Source organism: Cupriavidus sp. 05L310 (assembly GCF_056398185.1).
This window is the reverse complement of record NZ_JBFTOX010000054.1, coordinates 25,622-47,128: the sequence shown is the minus strand read 5'-3', so window position 1 is coordinate 47,128 and position 21,507 is coordinate 25,622. Positions and strand designations below refer to the sequence as shown.

At 65.7% G+C, this 21,507-nt stretch carries 17 protein-coding genes; 4 read left to right on the top strand and 13 right to left on the bottom strand.

Features of this window, described 5'->3' with window-relative positions:
• Nucleotides 1–36: 36 nt before the first annotated feature.
• The 5 genes from AC1DS6_RS31655 to AC1DS6_RS31635 form a co-directional block, all read right to left on the bottom strand.
• Nucleotides 37–1,119 carry a porin gene (locus AC1DS6_RS31655; RefSeq protein ID WP_441631889.1) on the bottom strand — a complete coding sequence of 361 codons (1,083 nt, stop codon included), beginning with the start codon at nucleotides 1,117–1,119 and terminating at the stop codon, nucleotides 37–39.
• Between the two features lie 64 nt (nucleotides 1,120–1,183).
• A complete protein-coding gene (locus AC1DS6_RS31650; RefSeq protein ID WP_477103897.1) occupies nucleotides 1,184–2,152 on the bottom strand; it encodes a PDR/VanB family oxidoreductase in 969 nt (322 codons plus the stop codon).
• 46 nt (nucleotides 2,153–2,198) lie between these two features.
• On the bottom strand, nucleotides 2,199–3,647 hold the full coding sequence (locus tag AC1DS6_RS31645; protein WP_477103896.1) for an NAD-dependent succinate-semialdehyde dehydrogenase: 1,449 nt from the start codon (nucleotides 3,645–3,647) through the stop codon (nucleotides 2,199–2,201).
• 15 nt (nucleotides 3,648–3,662) lie between these two features.
• Entirely contained in the window at nucleotides 3,663–4,784 is a 1,122-nt protein-coding gene (locus AC1DS6_RS31640) for an aromatic ring-hydroxylating oxygenase subunit alpha (RefSeq protein ID WP_441631895.1), read from the bottom strand.
• A gap of 80 nt (nucleotides 4,785–4,864) precedes the next feature.
• Nucleotides 4,865–6,490, bottom strand: a complete 1,626-nt coding sequence (locus AC1DS6_RS31635; RefSeq protein ID WP_477103895.1) for a BCCT family transporter — start codon at nucleotides 6,488–6,490, stop codon at nucleotides 4,865–4,867.
• A 357-nt stretch (nucleotides 6,491–6,847) separates the two neighbouring features.
• Between AC1DS6_RS31635 and AC1DS6_RS31630 the strand changes: the two genes are divergently transcribed.
• Complete coding sequence (locus tag AC1DS6_RS31630; RefSeq protein ID WP_441631899.1) at nucleotides 6,848–7,897, top strand: PAS domain-containing protein; 1,050 nt, start codon at nucleotides 6,848–6,850, stop codon at nucleotides 7,895–7,897.
• Nucleotides 7,898–7,934: 37 nt separating this feature from the next.
• Here AC1DS6_RS31630 and AC1DS6_RS31625 read toward each other — a convergent pair whose 3' ends face one another.
• A complete protein-coding gene (locus tag AC1DS6_RS31625; protein ID WP_441631901.1) occupies nucleotides 7,935–9,077 on the bottom strand; it encodes a tartrate dehydrogenase in 1,143 nt (380 codons plus the stop codon).
• Nucleotides 9,078–9,172: 95 nt separating this feature from the next.
• Between AC1DS6_RS31625 and AC1DS6_RS31620 the strand changes: the two genes are divergently transcribed.
• Nucleotides 9,173–10,096, top strand: coding sequence for a LysR substrate-binding domain-containing protein (locus AC1DS6_RS31620; RefSeq protein WP_441631903.1), 924 nt, complete (start codon nucleotides 9,173–9,175; stop codon nucleotides 10,094–10,096).
• 7 nt (nucleotides 10,097–10,103) lie between these two features.
• On the opposite strand, the gene AC1DS6_RS31615 is transcribed toward AC1DS6_RS31620, so the two are convergent.
• Together AC1DS6_RS31615 and AC1DS6_RS31610 are read right to left on the bottom strand one after the other, a co-directional pair.
• Nucleotides 10,104–11,108, bottom strand: a complete 1,005-nt coding sequence (locus AC1DS6_RS31615; RefSeq protein ID WP_441631905.1) for a Bug family tripartite tricarboxylate transporter substrate binding protein — start codon at nucleotides 11,106–11,108, stop codon at nucleotides 10,104–10,106.
• 85 nt (nucleotides 11,109–11,193) lie between these two features.
• Nucleotides 11,194–12,600, bottom strand: a complete 1,407-nt coding sequence (locus tag AC1DS6_RS31610; RefSeq protein WP_477103894.1) for an amidase — start codon at nucleotides 12,598–12,600, stop codon at nucleotides 11,194–11,196.
• A 421-nt stretch (nucleotides 12,601–13,021) separates the two neighbouring features.
• Between AC1DS6_RS31610 and AC1DS6_RS31605 the strand changes: the two genes are divergently transcribed.
• On the top strand, nucleotides 13,022–13,993 hold the full coding sequence (locus tag AC1DS6_RS31605; protein WP_441631909.1) for a LysR family transcriptional regulator: 972 nt from the start codon (nucleotides 13,022–13,024) through the stop codon (nucleotides 13,991–13,993).
• 160 nt (nucleotides 13,994–14,153) lie between these two features.
• Entirely contained in the window at nucleotides 14,154–14,360 is a 207-nt protein-coding gene (locus tag AC1DS6_RS31600) for a dodecin (protein WP_045235494.1), read from the top strand.
• Here the strand turns inward: AC1DS6_RS31600 and AC1DS6_RS31595 are convergent.
• From AC1DS6_RS31595 to AC1DS6_RS31575, 5 genes are all read right to left on the bottom strand, one after another.
• A complete protein-coding gene (locus tag AC1DS6_RS31595; protein ID WP_441631912.1) occupies nucleotides 14,329–15,126 on the bottom strand; it encodes a tetratricopeptide repeat protein in 798 nt (265 codons plus the stop codon). The genes AC1DS6_RS31600 and AC1DS6_RS31595 overlap by 32 nt on opposite strands.
• A gap of 92 nt (nucleotides 15,127–15,218) precedes the next feature.
• Nucleotides 15,219–17,435 carry a TonB-dependent receptor gene (locus AC1DS6_RS31590; RefSeq protein WP_441631927.1) on the bottom strand — a complete coding sequence of 739 codons (2,217 nt, stop codon included), beginning with the start codon at nucleotides 17,433–17,435 and terminating at the stop codon, nucleotides 15,219–15,221.
• A gap of 255 nt (nucleotides 17,436–17,690) precedes the next feature.
• Complete coding sequence (locus tag AC1DS6_RS31585) at nucleotides 17,691–19,979, bottom strand: TonB-dependent receptor (RefSeq protein ID WP_441631914.1); 2,289 nt, start codon at nucleotides 19,977–19,979, stop codon at nucleotides 17,691–17,693.
• A 179-nt stretch (nucleotides 19,980–20,158) separates the two neighbouring features.
• Nucleotides 20,159–20,485, bottom strand: a complete 327-nt coding sequence (locus AC1DS6_RS31580; RefSeq protein WP_045235492.1) for a hypothetical protein — start codon at nucleotides 20,483–20,485, stop codon at nucleotides 20,159–20,161.
• Nucleotides 20,486–20,561: 76 nt separating this feature from the next.
• Nucleotides 20,562–21,446: a helix-turn-helix transcriptional regulator gene (locus AC1DS6_RS31575; protein WP_477103893.1), complete on the bottom strand. Its 885-nt coding sequence runs from the start codon at nucleotides 21,444–21,446 to the stop codon at nucleotides 20,562–20,564.
• Nucleotides 21,447–21,507: the final 61 nt, after the last annotated feature.

Sequence of the window (21,507 nt, the reverse complement as noted above, 5' to 3'; positions counted from 1 at the left end):
TTGCCGGCGCAAACACCGAGCCCCGGCCGCACCGTCTCAGAAAATCTGCCGCATGCCAAGCATGACACCGAACCGCGTCGTGCCGGCGGACGCAGTCACGGGGCTGCCGCCCCAGTACTCCGTCTCGCGTCCCGCGGCCCCGCCGCGCGCCCTGACCGCATCGACTTCCAGGAACAGACTGGTTCGCTTGGAGAACGCGTAGTCCGCCACGGCGGCCACGGCATCCGCCGATCCTCCCCCGAGCCACTGGGAGGTGGCCTGGAACTGCGTGGTGACGCCGCCGCCTTGCTGGTAGCGATAGTACGCGGCCGACAGGTGCAAGGCCGGCATGGCCTGATGCCCGAGTCCGGCAAAGTAGATGCCGAAGCGCGCGGCGCCGGCATCCTCGTGGCGGCCCATATGCCCCAGGTAGAGGGTGGTCTTGCCGACGGCGTACGAGCCGCCCGCCGACCAGTTGCGGATGGTGCCGGCCCCGTCCGCCGTGCGCCGCTGGTCGTACGACAGGCCAAGCGCGAGCGGCCCCTTCTGGTACATGGCGCCGCCCCCGAGGGTCTGGCCTTTGCCGGCGCTGCCGGGCTGCTCGCCAAAGCCGTAGTCCAGTTGCACCGTCACCGGCCCCAGCGTGCCCTTGTAGACCACGCTGTTGTTGATGCGGTAGTCCTGGAAGAAGATATCGCCGCCGAGGTACAAGGGGTCCGACCAGAAATTGCCCCAGCCCTGGTCCAGCGGATTGAAGCTCCAGCCCACGTTGTTCAGGGCGTTGTACTGCCGGCCGAAGGTGAGGCTGCCCCAGGCGCCAGCCAGGCCGACATAGGCCTGGCGGCCGAACAGCGCGTTGTACGCGGTCTGGCCGTTGTCGATGCCGAAGCCGTTTTCCAGCAGGAACACCGCCTTGTTGCCGCTACCCAGGTCGTTCTCGCCCTTCAGGCCCCAGCGGCTGCCGCCGATGCCGCTCGCCACCAGTTCCGCCTGGTCGTGATGCAGGCCATCGATATTGCTGGTGTAGCGCACCGCGGTGCTGACCACGCCGTACAGGTTGACGCTGGATTGCGCGTGGCTACCGCCGGCGGCGGGCAGCAGCGCCCCCGCAAGCAGCCAGCGCAGGGCTGTCTTGTGCATTGATGTCTCCTCCGGTCTGTGGGATAGCCAGGTGGGCGGGTGCCGTCCCCGGATTGGCCGCTGCTTACAGGTCGAGCACGATCCGCTGTCCCCTGGCCCGGGAAACGCAGATCATCATGGTCTTCTGTGCGGCCTTTTCGGCGTTGCTCAGGTACTGGTCGCAGTGCTGCGCCTCGCCTTCGAGAATGCGCGTCTCGCAGGTGCCGCACACGCCTTCGCGGCACAGGCAGTCGACGCTTGCCGCGTTCTCGCGCTCGATGGCCTTGAGAATGGTTTCGCCGCTGGCCACCTCCACGGTCCTGCCGGATTTCGCCAGCACTACCGAGAAGGCGCCGCCGCCTTGGGGCGCCGCGGCGAACTGCTCCCAGTGCACGCGCTCCCTGGGAACGCCGTGCGCCGCCGCCGCGTCCTGCACGGCTTCGATCAGCGGCTGCGGCCCGCATACATAGACATGCGCGCCGTCCTGCAGCCTGCCCAGCAGCGTGCCGAGGTCGAGTTTCTGCCCCAGGCTGTCGGCGTAGAAGCGGAAGCGGCCGCTGTCCGGCGCGGCGGCGAGCTCGTCGCGAAAGGCGCCATGCTCCGGGCTGCGAAAGGCGTAGTGCAGCTCGTAGTCCGCGCCGCGCCGCCGCAGTTCGTGCAACTGCGATATGAACGGCGTAATGCCGATGCCGCCGGCGATCAGGACGTGGCGCCGCGCCTCCTCGCGCAAGCCGAACAGGTTGTTCGGCGTGGTGATCGTCAGCGTATCGCCGGCGCGTACCTTGTCATGCAGGAAGGCGGAGCCGCCCTTGGATCGCTCCTCGCGCCGGACACCGATCTGGTAGCAACTGCGGTCCTCGGGCGAGTTCATCAGCGAGTACGCATTGCTGTAGCGCTGGCCGCTGTCTTCCATCTGCACGATCACATGGCCGCCGCCGGAGAAGCCCGGCATGGGGCCGCCTTCCGGAAGCGCCATCGTGAAGCGCTTGATCTGTGGCGTGACGTCTTCGATGCGGGTGACGGTGACGCGCATCGACTGGTAGGGGTTGCCCATGCTGCTTCCTTCTTTCTTCAGGCTTGGTATCACTCTCGTGCGTGGCTTACAGCGCCATGCAGAGGTATTTCTTTTCCAGGTAGTCGTCGATGCCGTAGCGCGAGCCTTCGCGGCCCAGGCCAGACTGCTTCACGCCGCCAAACGGCGAGACTTCGTTGGAGATCATGCCGGTGTTGATGCCGACCATGCCGTACTCGAGCTGTTCGGCGACACGCCAGACGCGGCCGATGTCGCGGCTGTAGAAGTAGGCGGCCAGGCCATAGATGGTGTCGTTCGCCATGCGCACCACATCCTCCTCGCACGAGAAGCGCACGACCGGCGACACCGGCCCGAAGATTTCCTCGTCGAGCACGCGCATGCCGGGCTTGACCCCGGTCAGGACGGTGGGCGCGAAGAACTGCTCGCCGGCGGCGTGCGGCTGGCCGCCGATGCGCAACTGCGCGCCCTTGGCGACGGCGTCGTCGACCAGCTCGCTGACCTTGGCCACCGCCCTGGGCGTGATCAGCGGACCGATCTCGCTGCCGGCGTCGAAGCCGTTGCCCACGCGCAGTTCGGCCACCTTGCTGGTGAACAGGTCGACGAAACGGTCGTACACCGCGTCATGCACGTACAGCCGGTTCACGCACACGCAGGTCTGCCCGGCATTGCGGTACTTCGCCTGCAGGGCGCCTTCGACGGCCGCTTCCACGTCGGCATCGTCGAACACAATGAAGGGTGCATTGCCGCCCAGCTCCAGCGACACTTTCTTGATGGTGCCGGCGCATTGCGCCATCAGCAGGCGGCCCACCGGCGTCGAGCCGGTAAACGACAGCTTGCGCACCAGCGGATGGCTGGTGAACTGCTTGCCGATGGCGACTGCGTCGCCGGTGACGATATTGAGCACGCCCGCCGGAATGCCGGCCCGCAGGGCCAGTTCGGCCAGCGCAAGCGCCGTGAACGGCGTCTCGTTGGCGGGCTTCACCACCATGGTGCAGCCGGCGGCGAGGGCCGGCGCCGCCTTGCGAGTGATCATTGCCGCGGGGAAGTTCCAGGGCGTGATGGCCGTGCAGACGCCGATTGGCTCCTGCACTACCAGCAGCCGCTTGTCCGCCGTGGGCGAGGGGATCACGTCGCCGTAGAGGCGCTTGGCTTCCTCGGCGAACCACTCGATGAACGAGGCGGCATAGCGCACCTCGCCCAGTGCTTCCTGCAGGGGCTTGCCTTGCTCGTGCGTCATCAGCACGGCCAGGTCTTGCTCGTGCTGCAAGATCAGTTCGAACCATTTGCGCAGCAGGCCGGCGCGCTCCTTGGCGGTGCGCTGCTTCCAGGCCGGCAGCGCGGCGTTGGCCGCCTCGATGGCGGCGACGGTTTCCGCCTCGCCCATCCGCGGCACGGTACCGACCTGTTCGCCCAGGGCCGGATCGAACACCGCCACGGTGTCGCCGGAGGCGGCGTCGCACCAGCGGCCATCGATGCAGGCCTGTTGCCGGAACAGCGTGTTGTCGTTGCGTTTCATGCTGGCTCCCTTGGCTCAGACGGGCTGGTATTGCTTGGCCATCTTCTGATGGAAATGCACGATGCCGTGCTCGCTGATGCCGCTGCGCTGCTGGTCGACCATGATGCGGCCCTGGCCGCGATAGCCGCGCGACTTCAGGCCGCGCTGCACGCTCTCCACCAGGCGCAGGTCTTCAGGGCGGAACACGTCCCGGTACCACTCGACGAGCTTCTGCTGCTCCTCGGTCAGTTCCTTGTTCAGGAAGTAGATTTCGTAGTGCTGCAGCGTGACTTCGGCGCTGGCCGGGAACTCGTAGATCACCGTCATGAAGTTGGCGCCGGGCGGCACGTTGAACATCGTGCAAGGCCAGGCCCAGAAGCCGGCGAAGCTCGGGTCCTTGACCGACTCGTCGAGCTTGAACGACTTCTCGGACGACTTGGCATGGCCGAACTGCAGCGACCAGTTCTCGTGCAGCGTGTGCCAGTACTTGTCCACTTGCACCGAGTCCGCGAAGCTGGGATGGGCCGGGCCGCAGTGGTAGCACTCCATGTAGTTGTCAACGATGCTCTTCCAGTTGGCCGGGGTCTCGGTCACGAAGCGCGCGCCCAGGTGCAGGTCGTCGATCACGGGGCAGGCTTCGCGCATGCGGGCCTGCAGGCCCGGCAACTGCGCTTCCACCGTGCCGGCGTCCGGGTTGAGGTTGATAAAGACGAAGCCGGCGTACTCCTCGACCCTGACCGGCACCAGGCTGGATTTGTCCTTGTCGAAGTGGGCGACGTTCTCGCAATTGCGCGCATGGGCCAGCTCGCCGTCGAGCTTGAAGGTCCAGGCGTGGTACGGGCAGGTGATCACGTTCCTGGCGCGGCCGCTGCCCGACAGCAGTTGGTGGCCGCGATGCGGGCACACGTTGTAGAACGCGCGCAGCACGTTGTCGCGGTCGCGCAGCACCACGATGTTCTCGCCGATCACCTCGCGCGTGATGTAGTCATTGGGCTGGGCCAGTTCGCTGCGATGGGCGATGCAGATCCAGCTGTTGGCGAAGACCTTTTCTTTCTCGAACTCGAAGATCGCTTCGTTGGTGTAGTACGACTTGGGCAGGGTCCAGGCGTTTTCGGGGTCGGCGCAAAAGTCTGGAGCGAGCGGAGCAATGTCTTTCATGATCGTTGTCTATGATGGTTAACTGTTAATCTATATTTAACAAATCGGGCAAAAAGGAGACCCATTGCCGGGCCGGCGTTTCAAAGCGTGGCGGCGGCGGACTGGTCGCGCGGGAGGGCTTCGGGTGGCTGGCCGGCGGGCGCAGGGGCGCCGGCGTTGCGCTCGGGCACGAAGCCAGCTTCGATGTCGTGCGCGGGCACCGTACCGAAATCCTGCAGCAGCCAGCGGAACAGGCCGAACAGCTTGATGGCCAGGATCACCAGGAACGGGATCGCGGTCAGCACCACGGCGGTCTTCATGGTGTCCAGCGATGCCTTGGTGAACAGCATGGCCAGGGGCACCAGCGTCAGCAGCACGCACCAGAACACGCGGCTGCCTGGCGCGGGGTCTTCGCCTTCGCGCATATTCCGTGTGGTGGTGGCGGCCACCGCATAGGCCACGGCATCCACGTGCGCCGCCAGGAAGATGATCATGATGAACAGGTAGGCCGCCAGGAACAGCTTGCCGGCAGGCAAGGCCAGCAACAGCATTTCCACCGCGGATTCGCCGCCATGCTCCTTCAGGATGCGCGGCACGTCGATGGCGCCGCTGATGTACTGGTGCATGCTGTAGCTTTCCAGCGCGCCGAAGAAGAACCAGCAACCGACGCTGCCGCCGAGCAACAGCGCGTAAATCACTTCCTTGATCTTGCGGCCCTTCGACACGCGGGCCACGAACATCGCCACGCCCGGCGAGTACGACACCCACCACAGCCAGTAGAACACCGTCCAGCCGCGGCTGAAGGTGCCGTCGCCGGTGGGATCGGTAAACAGGCTCATGTGGATGTAGTTCTGCAGCATCAGGCCCAGGCCGTTGACGACATTGTTCGCAGTGAACAGCGTCGGGCCCACCGCGAGCACCACGGCGGCCAGCAGCAGCGCGCCACAGCACACCATATGGCTAAGGCGCTGCATGCCGCCGTCGATGCCGACATAGGCGCTGAGCGAGAAGATCACGGAGACGCCGACGATCACGATCAACTGCGTGACGAACGTATCGGGCACACCGCTCAGGCCCGACAGGCCGCGCGTGAAGGTGGAGGCTGTCAGGGCGATCGATACCGTCAGTGCGCCAAACATGGTCAGCAGGAAGATCAGGTCCACCGCCCGGCCCACGGGACCGCTGGCCTTGAAGCCGGTCACGGCCTGCACCATCGAGGCCAGGTTCAGGCCCTTGTTTTTGCGCACATGGAAGTGATACGCCATGGCGAGCGAGGGCAGGGCGTAGACCGCCCAGGCGCTCAGGCCCCAGTGGAAGAACGAATAGCTGATGCTGTACTCCAGCGCCTGGCGCGTACCGGTGGCGATGTTCAGGCCCGGCGACTGGTAGTAATAGACCCATTCCATCACGCCCCAGTACATGGTCGACGACCCCATGCCGGCGCAGATGAACATGAAAACCCACGACAGCGTGGCGTATTCCGGCTTGCCTTCGCCCAGGCGCACATTGCCGTACTTGCTGAACGCCAGCGCCAGGCAGGCGATGACGCAGCCGAAAACGAACACCTGGACAAAGGATCCGAACGAGCGCGTGGCCCAGTTGAACAGTTGCGACGCGGTGGCGGCTGCCTGGCTGGGCCACATGGTCATGGCGACCACGGTGGCGGCGACCGCAGCCACGGTGCAGCCTGTCAGGAACAAGTCCCTGCTGCTTTTTGTAGTACTCAATTTAGTCTCCTCCTCCATGCGTCCGTGCGCACGGAATGGTTGGCAGTTGCGGGGCATGGGGCCTTCTCCGGGCTCCTTGATGATTTTTGGAAAGTTAACCAATAAGTTACAATAACCATTGGTTAACGAAGCGTAGTCTAAGGAAGAATTCCGGCTTGCACAAGCGGGATTTCGCTTTACCTGTGCGCGCTCCTGAAAAATGCCGGGGTGGGCGTGGAGAACGATGCACTTCGTGCCGTGCCGCGCGTTCGGGACGCGTTGCGGAAGGTGTTCGCGTGTCGGCGGTGTATCCTTTCGGACTCTTAGGATTCGTTACTGGCCTGACCTCGGGTGACCCAGGCTCATGCGGCCGCTACCATGACAGAAAACAGCTTTGCTTTCCGCCTGAAGGAATTGCTCGAGCACAAGAAGCTCACGCTCCAGGCCGTCGCCACCGCGCTGGGGCTGTCGCGCCCCGCCGTCCATAAATGGACGCGCGGCGGCGAGATCGACTATGACAACCTGCGCAAGCTGGCCGCGTTCCTCAACGTCAACTGGATCTGGCTGCGCTACGGCGAAGAGGCCCAGCGCGAGGCCGAGTCGTCCAGCGCCGTGCCGTTGCCGATGACGATGACGGATGTGCGGCGCAAGTACACCGCCGAGATCATGGATAGCGAAGCCCGGATGAAGCTGGCGCAGGAGGCCGCGCGCATCGTGACCTGGGAGTGGAACCTCATCACCGATGCCGTCACCTATTCGCCGAACGTGGAAAGCGTGTACGGCTGGCCGATCGCCAGCAATGCCGACTTCTGGAAGCGCGCGCACCCCGACGATATCCCGATGATGGAGCGGATCTACGAGGACTCGCTGCGCACCGGCGAGCCGCACGAGTTCGATTTCCGCATCCTGCCGCCGGATGGCGGCATCCGCTGGATTTCCTCGCGCGCGACGCCGATCCGCGATGTCGAAGGCCGCCTGGTCAAGATGGTCGGCATCAGCATGGACAACACCGCGCGCAAGAAGGTGGAGCAGTCGCTGCGCGATCAGCAGGCGCGCTTTCGCGCGGTCTTCGAGCTTGCCTCCGAAGGCATGGCGCTGATCGGGATCGGCTGGCAATGGGAGTCGGTCAACGCGGCGCTGACCGGCATGCTCGGCTATGCGGAGGCGGAGCTGGCGGATATCACCTTGCCAGATCTGCTGGCGGGCGATGGCGAAGCGCTGCAGGCCCTGCTGACGGGTAGCGAGGAGCGTTGCGCGTTCGAAGCCCGCCTTGTGCGCAAGGACGGGCGGCAGTTGCCGGTCAGCATCCGGGCCGCGCTATGCCGCGACGAAGAGTCCGGGCAGCCGACGCACGTGATCGTGGCCGTCCAGGCGACCGGCAAGGCGACGGGCAAGGCGACGGGCAAGGCGACCGGCAAGGTGAAATAGCGCCGCGCCCCGCGGCGCGAGGCACGGCCAGAGCGCTTCAGGCGGCGAGGGCTTGCGCATCGGCCTGGCGCACCAGCGCGGCGATCGCCTCGCCCACGTCCCCGGTATGCGCGTCGCCGCCCAGGTCAGGTGTGCGCGGGCCCCGCGCCAGCACGGTCTCGATGGCGCGCACGATGGCGTCGTGCGCCTCGCGGCAGCGCGCGCTGCCGGCTTCATCCATGCCTTCGGCGCCGCCGAGGAACTCCAGCATCAACGCACCGGACCAGATCATGGCGATCGGGTTGGCGATGGCCTTGCCGTAGATGTCGGGGGCGGAGCCATGCACCGGCTCGAACAGCGACGGGAACTTGCGGTCCGGGTTGAGGTTGGCGGAGGGCGCCAGACCAATGGTGCCGGCGCAGGCGGGGCCCAGGTCGGAAAGGATGTCGCCGAACAGGTTGGAGGCCACCACCACGTCGAAGCGGTTGGGCTGGAGCACAAAGCGTGCGGTGAGGATGTCGATGTGCTGGCGGTCCACCGTCACGTCGGGATAGTGCTGCGCCATCGCGTCGGTGCGCTCGTCCCAGTACGGCATACTGACCGCAATGCCGTTGGACTTGGTGGCCACGGTGAGGTGCCGGCGCGCGCGCGAGTTGGCCAGTTCGAAGGCATAGCGCAGCACGCGGTCGGTGCCGACTCGGCTGAATACGGATTCCTGCAGCACCACCTCGCGCTCGGTGCCCTCGAACATGCGGCCGCCCAGCGAGGTGTACTCGCCCTCGGTGTTCTCGCGCACCACGAAGAAGTCGATATCGCCCGGCTTGCGGTTTGCCAGCGGGCAGGGCACGCCCTCGAACAGCCGCACCGGGCGCAGGTTCACGTACTGGTCGAAGTCGCGGCGGAACTTCAGCAGCGAACCCCACAGCGAGACGTGGTCGGGCACCTTGGCGGGCCAGCCCACGGCGCCGAAATAGATCGCATCGAACCCTTCCAACTGCTCGCGCCAGTCGGCGGGCATCATGGCGCCGGTCCGCAGGTAGTAGTCGCAATGCGCCCAGTCGAAGCGCACGAATTCCAGGCCCAGCGAAAAGCGCTCGGCGGCGGCTTCGAGTACGCGCAGGCCCTCGGGCATGACTTCATTGCCGATGCCGTCGCCAGGGATGACGGCAATGCGGAAGGGTGCGGGGGAGGTGGTTGTCATGGCGGATGGTTCACAGTCTGGATTGGGATGGCCCATGGTAAGGAATTCCCGTCGGAATATAATCGGCCAATCCGTGAACCGATAAAACACACTTCGTGAAGAATGACCTGCTCAACGAGGACCTGCGCGTCTTCATCGAAGTCGCCCGCAAGTCGAGTTTCTCCGCCGCCGCGGAGGCGCTTGGCGTGTCGCCGGCCTATATCAGCAAGCGCATCCATATGCTGGAAGCTGCGCTTGCGGTCAAGCTGTTCCACCGCACCACCCGCCGCGTGGTGGTGAGCGAGGAGGGCGAGCGGGTCTACGCGCTGGCGCAGCGGATCCTGGACGATATCGATCATCTCTACGAGGAAGTCTCCAGCACGCGCCGCAACCCGCGCGGCCTGCTGCGGGTTTGCTCCAGCTTTGGCTTCGGGCGCCGGGTGGTGGCGCCGGCCATCTCGGAACTGTCCACCCTGTACCCCGCGCTCCAGGTGCGCTTCGAAGTGTTCGACCGGCTCGTTGACGTGGCGACCGAAGGCTTCGATCTCGACATCCGCGTGGGCGATGAGATCGCGCCGCACCATATCGCGCGCCGGCTGGGCGACAACCGCCGCGTGCTGTGCGCGTCGCCCGCCTACCTGGCACGCCGCGGCCGGCCGCGCACGCTGGCCGACCTGGCCAGCCACGACTGCCTGGTGATCAAGGAGCGCGACCATCCCTTTGGCGTGTGGAAGCTGCGTAACGGCAACGCGGAGCACACCGTCAAGGTCACCGGGCCGCTGTCCTCCAATAACGGCGAGGTCGTGGTGCGCTGGGCGATGGATGGACGCGGCATCGTGCTGCGTTCACTGTGGGATGTGGGCCCGATGCTGGCCAGCGGCGAACTGGAGCAGATCCTGCCGGAGTGCGGTCAGGACGCGAATATCTGGGCGGTGTACCCGTCGCGCCTGACCAGTTCGGCCAAGATTCGCGTTTGCGTGGAATTCTTCGAGACGTTCTTTCGCGAGCGGGCCGCCTCGCATGGAGCCATGCGAGGCTGATACCGGCTTAGTCCGCGTGAATATTCGCCGCCTGCGCGATCTTGCGCAGGCGCGCGATCTCGCTGGTGACGCGCGCGCGGTACTCGGCGGCGCTGCCGTACTCCGGCTCGAATCCGTTCGCGGTCATGCTTTGCTGCAGCGCCGGATCTTTCATCATGCTGGCGATGGCGGTCTCCAGCGTCTGGCGTACCGGGACGGGAATCCCCTTGGGCGCGACGATGGCGAACCAGGTGCTGAGCGACACGCCGGGAAAACCGCTTTCGATCGCGGTTGGCACCTGGGGCAGCAGCATCGAGCGCGTGGTGCTGGTGACGGCGATCGCCTTGACCTTGCCGCCCTTGATCTGCGGGGCCGCCGCCACCACGGTATCGACCGACAGCGGGATCTGGTTGCCGATCAGGTCGGCCATGGCCGGTGCGCTGCCCTTGTAAGGCACGTGCAGCAAGCCCATGCCGGTGGCCGCGTTGATCATCTCGCCGGCAAAGTGCGCGGTGGTGCCGGCACCATAGGAACCGTACGACATGCCGCCCGGCGTGGCCTTGGCCACGGTTACCAGTTGCTTGAGCGTATCCGCCTTGACCGCGGGGTTGGCCAGCAGCACCAGCGCGGTCGAGCCCACCATGCCAAGCGGCTCGAAACTCATTAGCGAATCGTAGGGCAGGCGCGAGTAGGTGACCGGGTTGACGGTGAACGTGGTGGCCGCGCTGAGCAGCAGGGTATAGCCATCCGGCGCGGATTTCGCCACGTAGTCCGCGCCGACGATGGTGCCGGCACCGGCCTTGTTCTCGACCACCACGGACTGCTGCAGGACTTCGCCGAGCTTGCGCGCCACCAGGCGGGCGAGCACGTCGGTGGAGCCACCGGGCGGGAACGGCACCACCAGCTTGACCGGTTTGTCCGGGTACGGCGCGGCCAGCGCCGGCCAGGCGGCAGCCAGGGCCGCGCAGGCCGCCACAACCAGCGCGAAGCCCCGGGCCACGCTGCCGGTGCCATTCAGGGTCCATCTCGTCATGCGCGTTGCAAACATCTGTGTTTCCCCTTGGTGTTGCGATCAATGTGGTCGATGGGATCGAATGGCCGCCGCCAGCCATGGCCCCTTACAAAGCCGGCCGGATGCGCCCGGCCGGATTGGCCTGCTCGAACAATTGCGCGAATGCCAGCAGCGCGCGTTCGCCGCGATACTTGCCGACGACCTGCAGGCCCACCGGCAAGCCGTCTTCCGTGAAGCCGCAAGGCACCGAGATGGCGGGATGCCCGGTGATGGTGATGCGGTAGCAGGAACGCATCCAGCCAATATAGCTCGGCATGGCCACGCCATCGATGCTTTGCGGGTATTCGGTTTCGACCGCGAACGGCAGGACCTGCGACACCGGCGCAATCAGGAAGTCGTAGCGTTCCAGCAGCGCCTGCATGCGCGCGAACATGCGGCTGTGCGCACGCTCGGCTTCGGCTATCGCAGCGCCGTCCTGGGTCAGTCCCAGGTCGATATTCCAGCGCACGGTGTCCTTCATCAGTTCGCCGTGCTCGGCCCGCGCGGGGCCGTAGTTGGTCGCGAACGCCAGCGCCCGCAGCACCTCGAAGGCATGGTCCGCGCCGCTGAAGTCCGGCTCGGCTTCATCCACCGTGCAGCCCAGCGCCTGGCAGTGACGAATGCCATCCTGCAGGATGCGGCTCACCGCCGGCTCGAACGGCAGCCCGCCCAGCGTCGGGCTGACGGCGATGCGCAGGCCCTTGCCATCGAGGCGGGGCGGCGCGGCGAATTCCGCCGCGCCGTTGGCCATGGCCAGCGGGTCGGCGGAATGGTCGCCTGCCAGCACGCTGAACATCAGCGCCACGTCGGCCACCGAGCGGCCCATCGGTCCACCCACCGTGAGCGTGTTGAACGCATGGCTGGCCGGCGTCATCGGCACCCTGCCGATCGAAGGCCGCAAGCCCACCACATTGCAAAAGCTGGCCGGGTTGCGCAGCGAGCCGCCCATGTCGGAGCCATCGGCCAGCACGACCATGCCCGCGGCCAGCGCGGCGGCGCTGCCGCCACTGCTGCCGCCGGCGGAGACGTCGTGCCGGTAAGGGTTGCGGGTGGCGCCGAATACAGCGTTGAAGGTGTGCGAGCCGGCGCCGAACTCCGGCAGGTTGGTCTTGCCCAGCATGATGGCGCCCGCTGCGCGTTGGCGAGCCACCACGGCGCTGTCCTGGACCGGCACGAAGTCCCGGTACACGGCGGACCCGAAGGTAGTGCGCACCCCGGCGCTGAGGAACGAATCCTTGTGCGCCACCGGCAGGCCGAACAGCGGGCCGGGCGCGGCGCCGCGCGCCAGCGCCGTGTCGGCCGCATCGGCGGCGGCCAGCGCCTGCTCGAAGGTGGTGGTGACGATGGCGTTGATGGCGGGGTTGACGCGTTCGGTGCGCGCAATGTGCGCGCTGACGGCTTCGCGCACGCCCAGTTCGCGGCTGCGGATGGCGGCGGCCATCTCCACGGCGCCGAGGTAGCAGATGTCTTCCATGAGGTCCTGGTCTCCTTCGTTGGCTTGTGGTGCTCTCTCTCGACCCGCCGCGACGCATCAAGCTGTGGTCCGGAAGGCAGAGCGAGGCAGGGGCATGGCATAACGATAATGGCAGCCGTCCCTGCGTTGGCGTGGGCCGTGTCGCAATGCCAACAGCGTTCCCGGCGCTCGCGGGCGGCTTCGCGCACACCTATGGCGTGGCGCGGCGCATTATCCGCACCGCCGAGGTGCCGTTTGCGCGAGAAGGTGCCGCAGCGGCGGCAATGGGCGGCATTTCGGCACCATCGGCGCCCGGGGCGGACAGAAAGCTGCTTTCTAAAATCGGCAAGGCAAATACCGCGCGGGCTTATCATTGCGCAAAGGCCGACGCACCCGCTGGCGGTGGCAGCGGCCTGTCTTCCCCACCAGCGAAACAGCAACCATGAAGCTCACGTCGATCCACGCCGTTCCTCTCGCCTATTTCCTGGAAGTAGCGGAGCGCGGCTCGCTCAGCGCGGCGTCGGCCTCGCTGCATGTGGCGGTATCGGCGATCAGCAGGCAGGTGGCGCGGCTCGAGGCCGAACTGGGCGCGCCGCTGTTCGAGCGCGAGCCGCGCGGCATGCGGCTGACCGAGGCCGGCCTCGTGGTGCAGCAATACGGGCGCCGCGCCTTCCTGGATGCGCAGACCTTGCAGGCTGACCTGCAGGGTCTGCTCAGCGTGGCGCACAGCACGGTCAGGCTGGCCTGCACCGACGGCTTTGCGCGCGACTACATGCCGTACGCAATGGCCTTGTTCCAGCGCCGCTATCCCGGTGTGAGCTTCTCTCTGGAAGTGTGCGCCCCTGCCGCCGCCACGCGCATGGTGCGCGAAGGCCTGGCCGATCTGGCCCTGACGTTTGCCATCGCGGCGCAGGAGGGCATCGAGGTAGTGTATTCGGAGGCTGCGCCGGTCTATGCCTATGTGGCGCGCAAGCATCCGCTCGCGGCGCTCAAGCGCGCCAGCCTGAAGGAGGTGGTGGCATACCCGCTGGCGCTGCCCAGCGAGACCAATACCATCCGCCAGCTATTCGACCTGGCCTGCGGGCTGGAAGGCCTGCGCCCGCGCATATTGCTCAGCAGCAATTCGCTGAGCGCGCTGGTGGGTTATCAGGCGTACGCGGATGCGGTGTACCTGACCGGGTCCCTGGCGGTGCGCAACAACCTGCGCGCGGAGCGCCGCGTACTGGTGCCGATCGCCAGCCGGGCCATGCAGCAGCGCGCCCTGCAGATCCAGACCATGGCGGGGCGCCACTTGCCGCCGGCGGTGCGCGCCTTTGCCGAATGGCTGGAGGAGGACATCGCCGGGCGGCGCCGTGCCGTGCCGGGCCTTCCCGCGCGCCGGCGTGCCGGCGTATCGGGGGCCGCTTCGGCATGATCCGGCACTGGCCCGGTGAGCGCTGCAACAATCCCTTGTCAGCGCGTAACCGCGCTTGGGCTTTGCGTTGCCCGCTGCCTATGATGGAGGGGTGTATCGCGCGCACCGGACTGGCCGGCGTGCACGATCGTCTGCGGCCATCGGGCCAAGGAGAGCGGACATGTCAAACCACACCTACAAGCTGGTCGAGATCGTTGGCTCATCGCCGGACGGTTGCGATGCGGCGATCCGTAGTGCCATCGACAAGGCGAGCGAAACCATCAAGAACATCGACTGGTTCGAAGTGGTAGAGACGCGCGGCCACATTGCCGATGGCAAGGTCGCGCACTTCCAGGTCACGCTGAAGATCGGCTTTCGCGTGAGCTGAGCCGCGCGGCGGCGTCCGCGTGGCTGAACAGCCGGTTAAGCACCGCGTCGGGCGCGTCACGCAGGAAGTCGAGCATCTTTTCGACAAAGGGCGCAGTGGCGGTGCGCGGCACCTCTCGCACCCAGCGGATGGCCTCGTGCTCCTGGCCGCACAGCGCCAGCGCGCGCGCATAGTTGAACTGGCCACGGAAGTCGCCGCCCTCGGCCGCGCGGCGATAGTAGTCCATCGCCATGGCCGCGTCGCGTTCGACTTCCCAGCCGTCTTCGTAGAAGCCGCCCACGATGTTGAGCGACTTCGCATGTCCCATGCCGGCGGCCCGCCGGTACCAGTCCAGCGCTTCGGTCCGGCTGGCGGCTATGCCGCGGCCGAGCACCAGCGCGGTGGCCAGGTTGTACATGCCCCAGTCGGAGCCGCGTTGCGCGGCCAGTGTGTACCACTGCGCCGCTGCGTTGTCGTCTTGCGTGGTGCCCCAGCCGTTTTCATAGCAACGGCCAGCCATGTTCGCGGCGCCGGCATGGCCCGCGTGCGCGGCGTGCTTGAACCAGGCGAAGGCGCGCGCATCGTCGCGGTCAAGCCCGTGGCCGGCGAGGAACCACTGGCCCAGGATCATCTGCGCATCGAGGTTGCCCTGCACGGCCGCACCGCCCAGCCAGGGCAGCGCGAGGCGCGGGGGCTCGCGCAGCTTGTCCGCCAGCCCGGCGGCGCCGAGCTGGTCGAGTTCGCCTGGGGAGGCGATGCGGAAGGGGAGTGTGTGCAGTGTGTCCATGCGGGGCGGATAAAGTAAAAACGGCACACCGCGCCGCGAGGGTGGTGTGCCGTGTGCCGGCGCCGCGGTGTTTGCCGGGCGCTTGCGGCCGCTTAATAGCGCACGTTCAGGCTCAGGATGCCCTGGCGTCCGGGAGCGATCGACGCATAGTGGCTGGCGTAAGCCTGGTTGTAATAGACCTTGTCGGCCAGGTTCATCACATTGAGTTGCAGCGCCACGTTCTTGTTGATGCGATACGAAGCCATCGCATCGAAGCGCCAGTAGGAGGGCACCCACTTGTTGCTGGCTTCGCTGCCCCACACCTTGGACACATAGTAGGCACCGCCGCCCACCGTGAAGTTGGGGAACAGTTGATAGGTGCTCCACAGGCTGAAGCTGTCCGCAGGCGTATTGGGGAAGGACTGGCCGTTGGTGGCGCCAAAGGCCGAACCGGCCCCGCCGTTGTTGCGCAGTTCGCTCTTCAGGTGGGTATAGCCGCCGAACACAGCCCATTTGTCGGTGACGTTGCCGGAAAAGCCCAGTTCCACGCCATCAACGCGCTTGTCGCCGGCCATGGCAGCAGTGCCATCCTGCATCGTGATGCGGGCGTTGGTGGTTTCCACCCGGAAGATCGCCGCGGTCAGCGCCAGGCGCTTGCGCAGCACGTCCCACTTGGTGCCGATTTCGAAGGCGCGGTTCTTTTCGGGGGCAAGGTTGGAACCGGGATTGCGGCCATTGCGATCCGGTGCCAGCGCGTTGCCGTCGCTGCCCTGGGCCAGGAAGGAGCCGGCCGGCGTCGACGAGGTGCCGTAGGAGATATAGAAGCTGGCGTTCTCCACCGGCTTGTAGACCACGCCCAACTGGTAGTTGAAGAGGTTGTCGTCGCGTGCATACTCGGCGCGGGTGCCGTTGGCGGCGCGGGCTGCCTGGAACTCGGTGCTGTAGTGGTCGAAGCGCACGCCGGCATTGACCAGCCACTGCTTGTTCAGCTCGATCGAGTCGAAGGCGTAGACCGAGCTGGTGTTGGTCTTCGAGTTGGTCGGGTTGTTCACGCGGCTGATCGCGCCGGCCCAGGGATCGCTCGGGTTCGGGCTATACAGCGTGGTGCAGTTGTAGCCGCCGGCCGCGCCCGGGCCCTTCGGGCAGCGGTTGTTGCCCGTGTCCACGTTGTAAGTGTCGTTCTGGCTTTTTTCCTGCGCGAACTCCACGCCGAAGGCGTACTTGTGCTTGATCGAACCGGTGGCGAACTCGCCGGACAGGTCCGTCTGGTTGGCGATGGTATTGGCGGTGGAGATGCGCGTATTGGCGCGGCGCCAGATCATGTCGTAGTACAGGTTGCCCTGGCTGTCGTCAGGCTGGGTCCAGATGTAGTCCTGCGTCGTGCGTGCGATACGGGTCTGGTTGCGGAATTTGAGCGCCGGGCTGAAATCGTGCTCGAAGCGGATCGTGCCCATATCCGCGTTGTCCTTGCGGAAATCGCGGTCCGCCAGGCCGTAGTAGGTGTTGCGCGGCACGTTTACCGGCGAGCCGTCGCCGGCCACGCGCGTGCGCGGGCGGCCGTCGGTGCGGGCGTTGAAGGTGGGGTTGTTATAGGGGATGCCGGTGTCTGGCGTGTCATCAGACTGCATGTGGTAGTAGGACAGCGTCAGGCGCGTGTCGGTACCCAGGCCAAACGCCACGGACGGTGCAATGCCCAAGCGATTCTGGTGGGTGGTATCGCGCCCGGCGACACCGGCATCGTAAGCCATGGCATTCAAACGGAAGGCCGCATGTTCGGCGAACTTCCAGTTGCCGTCGACGGTGGCGCGCTTGTACTCCGCATTGCCGACGCCGATGTTGCCTTCGGCGAAGCTGGTCAGCTTGGGCGCCTTGCTGACGATATTGATGCTGCCGCCGGCCGAGCCGCGGCCGTCATAGGCGCCAGCCGGGCCCTTGGTGACCTCGACAGACTCGACATTGAACAATTCACGGCTCTGCGAACCGATGTCGCGGAAGCCATCCAGGAAGGTGCTGGCCTGCGCGTCATAGCCACGGATAAAAGGCCGGTCGCCAACCGGGTTGCCGCCTTCGCCGGCGCCAAAGGAAATGCCGGGTACCGTGCGCAGCACGTCGCTCAGGCTGGTCGAAGCGGTGCTCTGGATCACTTCCTGCGGAATGACCGTGATCGACTTGGGCGTGTCGAGCAGGGCGCCGGGCGTCTTGATTGACGAAGCGGTATCCGCCTTGAAGCCGCTTTCCGATGCGCCGTTGACGGTTACCGCCGGCAATTCGACCGCTGCCAGTTTGGTATCAGCGGATTGGGCAGCCACCGGAGCGGCTGCCACGGCCATGCCTACCGCACCGGAGAGGCGCGGGATGACGTTGTGTTTTTTGTTCTTCCTGATAACGACAGCGGTTTGCACAAAAATCCCCGATTGCTTGAATAATGTTGCGAATGAGAGGGATTATCATTTGTGTTTATATGTCCGTCAAGACATACATATGAAACGTCTGTAGCGAAAACGTTACATTTTGGCTTGGCGACAGGTGCTGCCTGCCATGGCCTACCCGCGCGGGTGGCCATGGCTCTTCGTGTTAACCGGCGTTCAATAGCGCAGGTTCACGTTGAGAATCGCAGTGCGCCCGGGGGCAATCGAGGCGTAGTGCGCCGGATAGGCCTGGTTGTAGTACACCTTGTCGGCCAGGTTCATCACGTTGAGCTGCATCGACACGTTCTTGTTCAACTGGTAGGCGGCCATGGCGTCGAAGCGCCAGTAGGCCGGCACCCAATTGTTGCGGGCCTGGCTGCCCCACACCTTGGATACGTAGTAAGCGCCGCCGCCCAGGGTGAGGTTGGGGAATAGCTGGTAGGTACTCCACAGGCTGAAGCTGTCCGATGGCGTGTTGGGGAAGGCGTGGCCATCGCTCGCGCCGAAGTCGGCGCCGGATCCGCCGTTGTTGCGCAGTTCGCTCTTCAGGTGGGTGTAGCCGCCGAAGACCGCCCACTGGTCGGTGACGTTGCCGGAAAAGCCAAGTTCGACGCCGTCCACACGCTTGTTACCGGCCATGGCCGCGAGGCCGTCTTCCAGGGTGATGCGCGCGTTGGTGGTTTCCACCCGGAAGATGGCGGCGGTTAGTGCCAGGCGCTTGTGCAGTACATCCCACTTGGTGCCGAGTTCAAAACTGCGATTTTTCTCGGGTGACAGCGCGCTGCCTGCCTTGGTCGGCGCCAGCCCGCTCGGCTCGCTGCCTTGCCCGACCACGGCACCTGCGGGGGTGGACGAGGTACCGTAGGACGCGTAGATGCTGGCGTTTTCCACCGGTTTATAGACCACGCCGAACTGGTAGTTGAAGAGATTGTCGTCTCGCGCATACGTACTGCGCTGGCCGGCGCCGCTGCTGGCTCGGGAGGTCTGAACCTCGCCGCGGTAGCGGTCCAGGCGTAGTCCGGCATTCACCAGCCATTGCTTGTTGAGCTCGATCGAGTCGAAGGCGTAGACCGATGCGGTGGTGGCCTTGTGGTTGGTCGGGTTGTAGGTGCGGGTGATCCGGCCGTTCCACGGGTCGTTCGGGTTCGGGCTGTACAAGGTGGTGCAGTTGTAGCCACTGGCCGCGCCCGGACCACTTGGGCATCGTTTGTTGCCTGTGGCTACGTCGTAGCTATCGTTTTCGCTTTTGTCCTGGGAGAACTCCACGCCGAAGGCGTACTTGTGCTTGAGGGTGCCAGTGAGGATCTCGCCAGACAGGTCGGTCTGGTTGGCCAGCGTATTGGATATGCCGTGGCGCTGGTTGGTCCGGCGCCAGACCATGTCGTAATAGATATTGCCATCGAAGCTGCCGTCGGGCCGCGTCCAGAGATAGTCCTGCATGGTGCGGGCGATGCGCGTCTGGTTGCGGAACTTGAGCGCGGGGCTGAAATCGTGTTCGAAGCGGATCGTGCCGACGTCCGCACTGTCCTTGCGGAAGTCGCGGTCGACCAGGCCGTAGTAAGTGTTGCGCGGCACCTTGAGCGGCGAACCGTCGCCGGCCAGCCGCGTGCGCGGGCGGCCATCGGTGCGCGGGACAAAGTTCGGATTGTTGTAGGGCATGCCGGTGTCGGGCAGCCCGTCCGATTCCATGTGGTAGTAGGACAGCGTCAGCCGCGTATCGGTGCCAAGGCCGAAAGCCACCGAAGGGGCAAAGCCCCAGCGCTCCTGGTGCGTGGCGTCGCGGCCGGGCACGCCGGCATCGTGATACATGGCGTTCATGCGCACGGCCGTGCGTTCGCCGAACTGCCAGTTGGCGTCGGCGGTGGCGCGCTTGTAACTGGCGTTGCCAACGCCGAAGTTGCCTTCGGCGAAGTTGCCGAGCCTGGGCGCCTTGCTGACGATGTTGATGCTGCCGCCGGCCGAGCCGCGTCCGTCGTAAGCACCGGCGGGGCCCTTGGTGACTTCCACCGATTCGATATTGAACATTTCGCGCGACTGCGCACCGATGTCGCGGAAGCCATCCAGGAAGGTGCTGGCCTGCGCATCGTAGCCGCGGATGAACGGCCGGTCGCCGACCGGGTTGCCGCCCTCGCCGGCGCCGAAGGCGATACCGGGAACGGAGCGCAATACCTCGCTGAGGCTGGTCGACGCCGTACTCTGGATCAGTTCGTGCGGGATGACGGTGATGGACTTGGGGATGTCGAGCAGAGGTCCGGGCGTCTTGATCGACGAGGTGCCGTCAGCCTTGAACTCGCTGTGCTGCGAGCCGCTGACGGTGACAGGCGGCAACTCAACCGCTGCCACTTTCAGGTCCCCGCCTGCCTGGGCGGCCACCGGCGCGGCCGCGATGGCGGCGCCAACCGCGCCCGTGAGGCGCGGGATCGCGTGCTTCTTTCTTCTGGTCCTGATAACTAGGGCGCTTTGCATGATTCTCCGTCGGCTGCGGTGGATTGAATAAGAATAAGTGTCATTCGTATTCAATCCGCGAAGCGTCGGAAAAATCTGCAATGCGTTGGGAAATTTCCCAAATGCGTGTTCTGATAGAACCGGCAGCGGCAGGCCGCGCTCAAACGCGGTCCGCCGCCAGGGTACCGTCCGCTGGCGCCTCAGAAGGTCCTCTTGCCGCCCTGGTAAGCGCTCACGATGCGGTTCATTTCCGCCACCAGCGCGGCGGGCTCACCGTGCAGGGTGCGCGCGATGCCTTGCATATAGCCGAGCAGTTCCTGCCTGGCGGCTTCGGCGAAGTCCATGGTCACCGCCTGGTCCTCGTACAGCAGCACGTAGGAGCGGGCGAAGCCGTAGAGCAGGAAGTAGGCAGCAGCGTGCGCCGGATCCGTGTCGATCAGTTCGCGCGTGGCGTTCTTCACCGTCACGAAGGCGTCGGTGCCAGGGAGCGAGTCCTGGAATTGCTGGAGGGTGGTTTCAAGCGTCATGGCGCAATGTGGGCTAGTGAAAACTGGGTCGGATACAAGGTGAGGGGACGCGCCGGCGATGGATCCGCGTGTCCGCTCATACGCTGTTCAGCATGCGCCGCAGCAGCGCGGCACCATCGCGTCCCTTATAGGCGCGCTGCCACAGGTCATTGACCATGGCGGTGTAGAGCCGTACCGCCTCGGGCGCGGCCGTCACCGTGGCGATGCCGGTGGAGACATTGGGAAACTCTCCGAAACGGAACGGGCTGGTTGCCACGTAGGCCTTGCCCGGCCGCTCGAAGACCTGGAAGGTGACATTGGGCATGCTGCCGTCGACAATGCCGATCTGCAGGCCGATCGGCTGCGCGTCGAGCAGCTCGATCACGCGTTCGATCTCGCGCCGGGCAGCCAGCGAGCGTTCCATGCGCACCGCCGGCGGCAGGTCCAGGCGCCCCACCAGCCCGAAATGCACGAAGCGCTCGAGCGAGCGCAGGTCGATCAGGCTGGTAATGGGCGGCACGCTGCGCGCGAACGATTGCTTGCGTTCCTCCAGCAGGGCCAGCAAGGCATCGATGGTCGCCGCCGGCGCCGGCTGCGGGCTCTCGGCCAGCATCTGCCGCAGATGGCCGGCGTAGTGGGGCGATGTCAGCAGGTAGGAAACCGGTTCGAAATGGGCAAGGATGCGGGTCGCGCCATGTTCGAGCTGGCGCATGCGCTCGATATAGGCCACCGCCGAGTGGTAGTACTCGGACTCGACCCCAAGCATCGACGCCAGCGAAGTGCCAAGCAGCCGCGCCAGCCGGCCGAGCGTCTCGATCTTGACAATGTCGCCCTTTTCCATGCGGTAGATCGCTGCGCGCGACACGCCGAGCTGCTCCGCAATGGCCTCCGCCCGCATCTCCGCCCCCAGCCGATAGGCGCGCAGCCGATTGCCGATCTCGACGAAATCAACGGGTGGGCCTGCGGCAAGGAGAGCGTCCATCTTGTGAAAATCTCAAAAATAAGACAGGGCCTATCCTAGCACGGTCCGCCGTCGCATGGGG

Coding starts and splice junctions, on each gene's coding strand:
- AC1DS6_RS31630 (WP_441631899.1), top strand. CDS start 6,848: ATGACAGAAAACAGCTTTGCTTTCCGCCTGAAGGAATTGCTCGAGCAC.
- AC1DS6_RS31640 (WP_441631895.1), bottom strand. CDS start 4,784: ATGAAAGACATTGCTCCGCTCGCTCCAGACTTTTGCGCCGACCCCGAA.
- AC1DS6_RS31610 (WP_477103894.1), bottom strand. CDS start 12,600: ATGGAAGACATCTGCTACCTCGGCGCCGTGGAGATGGCCGCCGCCATC.
- AC1DS6_RS31600 (WP_045235494.1), top strand. CDS start 14,154: ATGTCAAACCACACCTACAAGCTGGTCGAGATCGTTGGCTCATCGCCG.
- AC1DS6_RS31650 (WP_477103897.1), bottom strand. CDS start 2,152: ATGGGCAACCCCTACCAGTCGATGCGCGTCACCGTCACCCGCATCGAA.
- AC1DS6_RS31605 (WP_441631909.1), top strand. CDS start 13,022: ATGAAGCTCACGTCGATCCACGCCGTTCCTCTCGCCTATTTCCTGGAA.
- AC1DS6_RS31590 (WP_441631927.1), bottom strand. CDS start 17,435: ATGGCCGTGGCAGCCGCTCCGGTGGCTGCCCAATCCGCTGATACCAAA.
- AC1DS6_RS31575 (WP_477103893.1), bottom strand. CDS start 21,446: ATGGACGCTCTCCTTGCCGCAGGCCCACCCGTTGATTTCGTCGAGATC.
- AC1DS6_RS31645 (WP_477103896.1), bottom strand. CDS start 3,647: ATGAAACGCAACGACAACACGCTGTTCCGGCAACAGGCCTGCATCGAT.
- AC1DS6_RS31585 (WP_441631914.1), bottom strand. CDS start 19,979: ATGCAAAGCGCCCTAGTTATCAGGACCAGAAGAAAGAAGCACGCGATC.
- AC1DS6_RS31580 (WP_045235492.1), bottom strand. CDS start 20,485: ATGACGCTTGAAACCACCCTCCAGCAATTCCAGGACTCGCTCCCTGGC.
- AC1DS6_RS31615 (WP_441631905.1), bottom strand. CDS start 11,108: ATGACGAGATGGACCCTGAATGGCACCGGCAGCGTGGCCCGGGGCTTC.
- AC1DS6_RS31595 (WP_441631912.1), bottom strand. CDS start 15,126: ATGGACACACTGCACACACTCCCCTTCCGCATCGCCTCCCCAGGCGAA.
- AC1DS6_RS31655 (WP_441631889.1), bottom strand. CDS start 1,119: ATGCACAAGACAGCCCTGCGCTGGCTGCTTGCGGGGGCGCTGCTGCCC.
- AC1DS6_RS31625 (WP_441631901.1), bottom strand. CDS start 9,077: ATGACAACCACCTCCCCCGCACCCTTCCGCATTGCCGTCATCCCTGGC.